This is a genomic window from Variovorax sp. P4_D9 (assembly GCF_056401695.1).
Genome location: NZ_JBFUIU010000696.1, coordinates 1 through 4,579, shown reverse-complemented (window position 1 = coordinate 4,579; position 4,579 = coordinate 1). Strand labels below are relative to the sequence as shown.

Sequence of the window (4,579 nt, the reverse complement as noted above, 5' to 3'; positions counted from 1 at the left end):
GCGCTGTACGGCTGGAGCGACCTCGTCTTCACGCACATCAGCGCTCGCGTGCCGGGGCCCGAGCACCACTTCCTGATCAATCCCTACGGCCTCATGTTCGACGAGATTACAGCCTCCAACCTGATCAAGGTCGACCGCGACTGCAACAAGGTGATCGACTCGCCTTACCCGGTGAATCCGGCCGGCTTCGTGATCCACAGTGCGGTGCATGCGGCGCGCGAGGACGTGCAGTGCGTGCTGCACACCCACACCCGTGCCGGCATCGCGGTCAGCGCCCAAAAGAACGGAGTGCTGCCGATCAGCCAGCAATCGACCTTCGTGCTGGCCTCGCTGGCCTACCACAACTACGAGGGCGTCGCCTTCCGCGACGACGAGAAGCCGCGGCTGCAGGCCGACATGGGCAGCGCCAACTTCCTGATGCTGCGCAACCACGGCCTGCTGACCGTCGGCAAGACCGTGGCCGATGCCTTCCTGAGCATGTACACCTTCGAGAACACCTGCCAGATCCAGATCGCGGCCCAGGCCGGCGGCGGCGAGCTGACGCAGGTGGATCCACGGATCATCGAGGGCGTCGGCCAGGCGATGAAGGTCCAGACCGGCGGCCTCGGCGGCGCCTTCGTCTGGCCCTCGCTGATCCGCAAGCTGGACCGCCTCGACCGCAGCTACAGGGATTGATATGAGGCCCCGACATCAGGCCGGCGTCGGGTGCATGCCCGAGGCGCCGAGCGCGCGCTCGCGCCACCACAGCACGAAGCCGCAGGCGAACACCACCGCCTGCGTGCCGATTAGCAGCGCGAAGCCGGCGAAGAAGCCGTGCGCGGCGCCGCCCGAGGCGCCGGGCCCGGCCGACACCAGGCTGATCACGCTGCCCATGAGGGCCGGCATGAAGCCCGCGACCAGGCTGCCGGTGCCGTTGACGACGCCGAAGGCGCTGGCCACATGCTCGGGCCGGGCGCAGTACTGCACCGTGCTCGGGATCGCCGGGCTCTGCAGGCCCCAGCAGAAATTGGCGGCGATCAGGCAGTAGGCGGCCTCATAGGGATCGTGCACGCTGATCGCCAGCAGCACCGACAAGGCCACGCCGACGCTGGCCGCCATGAAGATGAAGGGCACGCGCTGGCGCTCGATCCGGTCGATCAGGACGCCGCCCAGCAGCACGGCGAGCACCGTGGCGTACTGTGGCAGCGAGGCCAGCCAGCCCATCTCCTTCATCGAAAAGCCGCGCACCTCCTTGAGGTAGGCCGGCAGCCAGTTGCTGCTGCCCCAGAGGTAGGCCAGCGTGGCCGAGGTCAGCACCGTGATCAGCACCAGGTAGCGGGTGTGCAGGGCACCCTTGACGATGTCGCCGACCCGGTTCATCGCATCGCCGAAGGACTTCGGCTTCGCCAGCCCGGCATAGGCCGCCGGCATCATCACGAAGGCGATCACCAGCGGGATGCCCAGCGCGATGTTCAGCACGCCGAGCACGTGGAAGGAAGTCTGCCAGTCGAAGCTGACCAGCAGGTAGCCGATCAGCGGGTAGCCGAGCGCGAGGCCCAAGCCGGTGCCCATGTTGACGAAGGAGTTCGGCTTGCCGTTCTCGTGGCTCTCGAAGTGCGCCTTGATGTAAGACGAAGCGAGCGAGAACAACGGACCTTCGGACACGCCGAGCAGGATCCGCGAGGCCAGGAGCATGCCGTAGCCGTTGAACCACGGCGTCATGAAGGTGACCACGCCCCACAGCATCAAGCCGATGATGAGGCTCCTGCGCACGCCAAAGAGAGCGGCGCAGAACGGCGTCAGCACGAAGGCCGAGACCCCGTAGCCGACCATGAAGGCCGTGGCCAGCAGCCCCTGGCTTACTCGGTCGGTCGATGCGATTCCGATGTGCTGCAGGAAGGCCGCATCGGTGATCAGCACCGCGATGTTGATCCGGTCGACATAGGAGATCGCGACGATCACGAACAGCGTGATGACGCCATACCAACGGAATGCTTTGGGCTGCATGATTCAGGTTTCCTGTAAGGGGGGCAACGGGAGCCGCTCCCGCCGTCGGGCCAGTAGAAGGCGTGGCGCAAGCCGAACTCCGTGCCGCGCGAACCATGGTCGGGCGACGTCAACACGCCGCCGTGGGCTTGTGCCGCGCCATCGCTGTTGGTCAGCCACGCGGCGGTCGCATAGATAGCGCTGCGCTTCCACAGGTTGTAGACATAGCCGAGCGCGAACTTGCCGGTGGTCGGCTGCGGCAGGTAGGCGCCGGGTTCGCGCCGGTAGCGCGCATACGAGGCCTTGAATTCGCTGGCGCCGATCGGCAGGTTGAAGCCCACCAGCACCCTCTGTTGATGAACTCTTTTTCTTTACCTAGATGTCCAGCACCAGCGGGCCGCGCTTACAGCCCGAGACRCAGATCATCATGGTCTTGTTCGACGCTCGCTCCAGTTTGGTCAGGATGCCGTCGTGGTGGTCGACCTCGCCCTCGAGCACCTTGGTTTCACAGGCGCCGCAGACGCCTTCCTTGCAGCTGTGGTCCGGGTTCAGGCCGGCATCGATCAGGCTGTCGAGGATCGACTTGCCGGGCGGCACCTCAACCGACTTGCCGCTTTTCGCGCACTGGACCACGTAGCTCTGGGTCGCGCTCGGGGCATCGACGTGGACCGCCGCGAAGCGCTCGATGTGGGCGTGCGGATAGCCGAGCTGTTCGCAGGTCTTCTCGAAGTTGTCGAGCATCGGCGTCGGGCCGCAGCAGTAGTAGTGGCTGTCGGCGCCCTTGCCGGCGAGCAGCGCGGCGAGATCGGGCGGGCCGCCCTTCTCCTCGTCGAAATGCCAGGTCAGCGGAATCGATTTCTCGGCCGCCAGCGCGGCGATCGATTCGCAGAAGGCGGACTCCTTGCGGGAGCGCGCGCAATAGAGCAGTTCGACCGGCTTGCCGATGTCGGCCAGGCGCTGCAGCATGCACCAGATCGGCGTCACGCCGATGCCGCCGGCCACCAGCACCGAGCGCCCTGCCCCCTCTTCGAGCTTGAAGTTGTTGCGCGGCTGCGAGATCGCGAGCGTCATGCCGACGCGCAGCTGCTGGTGCACGTAGCGCGAACCGCCGCGACTCTTGCGGTCGTTCAGCACGCCGACCACGTAGCGCTGGAGGTCAGTCGCCGGATTGCACAGCGAGTAGCTGCGCACCAGGCCGTTGGGCAGGTGCAGGTCGATGTGGGAGCCGGCCTCGAAGGCGGGGAAGTCCACCTCGGGCGAAGCCGGACGGAACTCGACGCTGACGATACCGTCGGCTTCGTAGCGCATCGTGTGCACCAGGGCGTTCAGCGTGGGAGAAGACATGACTCGAACCTCGATGAAGGGTTTTTCAGTGGGCCGCGCGCAGGTCGACATCGAGCCGCGCCGTGGCGTCGATCTCGACGCGCAATTCGGGGAAGACCAGCGCGCTCACGGCCACCAGGGTCGAGGCCGGGTACGGCGCCCGGCCGAAGAACTCGCGGCGCGCGCGCCCGACCTCGTCCTTGTCGGCGATGTCGGTCACGTAGACGACCAGCTTCGTGATGTTGTGGATCCCGCCGCCGGCCGCCTCCAGCAGGGCCTGGACCTTGCGCAGCACCACGAGCGTCTGCGCGTAGATGCCGAGCGGCGCCCCGGCCTGCGCAGCCTCGCGCGTGGCCGGGTGCGCGGTCTGGCCCGAGAGGATCAGCTCGGGGCCGACCGCCAGCGCATTCGACCAGCTGGCATGCGGCAGGTCGGGCACCGCCTCGCAGGCGATGCGCCGCACCGACGTGACAGCGGCTGCGGTCATCAGGCTGCCGCGCCTTCGAGCTGCTGCTGCGCCAGGCCGCGCATGTGGCGGCGCAGGCGCACGATGCCAAGATCGTGCTGGTAGAGCTGCTCGTGCTGGTTGGCATCCGGCTCCATGTTCTCGATCAGCACGCGGTCCTGTTCGAGCACGTGCCAGTGGCGCGCCTCGAGGCGGTTCTTGTACAGGAAGCGCCAGGTGTCGCGCTCCCAGCCCTTGGGCAGCTTGCGCACGCGCCAGTGGAAGGCGCACGAGAGCGTCGGCGAGATCGGCGTATAGCTGCCGACGATGATGAAATTGCCGCCGGGGCCGCCGGTCTTCGGATACGGGATCTCGAGCCGCATCCAGTGCACGCCGGTGTCGGCCCACTCGGTCCAGTCGAAGTTGACGTTGCGCTGGCCTTCCTTCTCGAACACGAAGCCGGTGTCGGTCGCGCGGATGCCGAACTTGGCGGTCGAATCGCCCTCGGCCATCGAATGCGACTGCTTGTGCAGGAAGGTGCCATGCATCGGGTCCATCACGTTGTCGAGCACGTAGCGGTAGTCGCCCTTCCATTCGGCGTAGCACAGGAAGCTGGAATACTGGTCGTCGTCGGTCAGTTGCTCGGGCAGCACCAGCGGCGGCGGCGTCTCGACCGACTCTTCCGAGTTGTAGAGCCAGACCGCGCCGGCACGCTCCTCGACGTGGAAGAAGCGCGTCGACTGCGAGCCCTCGAGCTTGCAGCCGGGGCTGCCGGGAACGCGCACGGCGACGCCGTCGCAGCGCACCTCGACGCCGTGATACGGGCACGAGAGCCTGTCGCCGAGG

Annotated in this window: 6 protein-coding genes; 1 reads left to right on the top strand and 5 read right to left on the bottom strand. The window is 66.9% G+C overall.

The window, feature by feature from the left end; all coding sequences use genetic code 11:
* On the top strand, nucleotides 1–675 hold a 675-nt coding region (locus tag AC1DY5_RS42885), incomplete at its 5' end, for a class II aldolase/adducin family protein (RefSeq protein ID WP_478120508.1).
* Nucleotides 676–690: 15 nt separating this feature from the next.
* Here AC1DY5_RS42885 and AC1DY5_RS42880 read toward each other — a convergent pair.
* The 5 genes from AC1DY5_RS42880 to AC1DY5_RS42860 form a co-directional block, all read right to left on the bottom strand.
* The gene (locus AC1DY5_RS42880; protein WP_478120507.1) at nucleotides 691–1,986 is read right to left on the bottom strand and encodes an MFS transporter; all 1,296 of its coding nucleotides are present in this window, start codon (nucleotides 1,984–1,986) and stop codon (nucleotides 691–693) included.
* Nucleotides 1,938–2,312: a hypothetical protein gene (locus AC1DY5_RS42875; RefSeq protein WP_478120506.1), complete on the bottom strand. Its 375-nt coding sequence runs from the start codon at nucleotides 2,310–2,312 to the stop codon at nucleotides 1,938–1,940. The genes AC1DY5_RS42880 and AC1DY5_RS42875 overlap by 49 nt, the downstream gene beginning before the upstream one ends.
* Before the next feature lie 28 nt (nucleotides 2,313–2,340).
* Nucleotides 2,341–3,309, bottom strand: coding sequence for a PDR/VanB family oxidoreductase (locus AC1DY5_RS42870; protein WP_478120505.1), 969 nt, complete (start codon nucleotides 3,307–3,309; stop codon nucleotides 2,341–2,343).
* 25 nt (nucleotides 3,310–3,334) lie between these two features.
* On the bottom strand, nucleotides 3,335–3,775 hold the full coding sequence (locus AC1DY5_RS42865) for a RidA family protein (RefSeq protein WP_478120504.1): 441 nt from the start codon (nucleotides 3,773–3,775) through the stop codon (nucleotides 3,335–3,337).
* The coding region (locus AC1DY5_RS42860; RefSeq protein WP_478120503.1) for a 3-phenylpropionate dioxygenase at nucleotides 3,775–4,579 on the bottom strand (805 nt) is incomplete at its 5' end. The genes AC1DY5_RS42860 and AC1DY5_RS42865, both read right to left, overlap by 1 nt.